Origin of the sequence: Klebsiella sp. MS 92-3 (assembly GCF_000195655.1) — a bacterium.
GTDB lineage: Bacteria > Pseudomonadota > Gammaproteobacteria > Enterobacterales > Enterobacteriaceae > Klebsiella > Klebsiella pneumoniae.
On the sequence record NZ_GL882838.1, the window covers coordinates 24,016 to 24,823 of the forward strand.

Annotated in this window: 1 protein-coding gene and 1 pseudogene; both read right to left on the reverse strand. The window is 68.4% G+C overall.

All coding sequences use genetic code 11. The features are described 5' to 3' along the window. Nucleotides 1–236 (reverse strand): annotated as a pseudogene (locus tag HMPREF9538_RS07440) (type II secretion system protein GspL); the annotation flags it as partial. Beyond that, nucleotides 223–808, reverse strand: a 586-nt coding sequence (gene gspK, locus HMPREF9538_RS07435) for a type II secretion system minor pseudopilin GspK (protein WP_009485793.1), incomplete at its 5' end; no start/stop codon positions are given. The gene gspK and the pseudogene HMPREF9538_RS07440, both read right to left, overlap by 14 nt.

The following is an 808-nucleotide window of genomic DNA, read 5'->3' on the forward strand; positions in this document are numbered from 1 at the left end:
CGCAGGCCCGCCGGTAGGGTGAGCGAGTGAAACGCGCAGTCGCTGGCCGGGATCAGCACCCAGGCCGGGTACTGCTCAGCCAGCGCCGGGAAAGGGCTGGCGTCGTCAGTCGGCCACCGGCCGCTGGCCTCGTGGTGCGGCTCGCCGGGGGCGAAGAGTTGCCAGTGCAGCGGCGCCTGCGCGGCGGCGAGGCGCACGATCAGCATGGCCTGGGGAGAAGCATTAATCTTGTTCATCGACCACCATAGAGAGTCCATATCGCCGCTGGACGACGGTAAACGTGCGCCCCGATTGTTGCAGGACGCTGTGCAGCTGAAAGCGGAGATTGCCGGTCACCACGGTAAAAGCGGCGATAAAGCGTGCGCTGTGCACCGTCAGCCAGGGACGGGCAAGCGTGGTATCGGTTTTCTGCAGCGTCGGCTGCGCGAGAAAGGCGGCGACGCTGCTCCACCCGGTTCGCGGGCGGTTGTGCAGCAGCTGTTGCGCCTCCTGCAGCGTCAGATCGCCGGGAAAGAGGGCCACCAGCAGGGCGGCCTGGGAGGGGCGCAGGGTGTTGACATTGACCTGCAGCGCGTCATCCGGCTGGACGCAGACGAAGGGGAGCAGGCGCTGATAGAGCGCGGCGTCCATCCCGGCCAGCAGGCGCAACTCGCTGACATCCTGCATCGGCTGGTTGGCGGCGAGATAGCCCGGGGTTTGCGCCATATAGACCTCGTCCTCCGCCCCGTTCAGCCGCGGCTGGCCGTCGCTGTCCGTCCAGTCGCCAAGGGCGGCGGCGATCTGGCTGGCGCGCAGCGGCGGCGCGCCC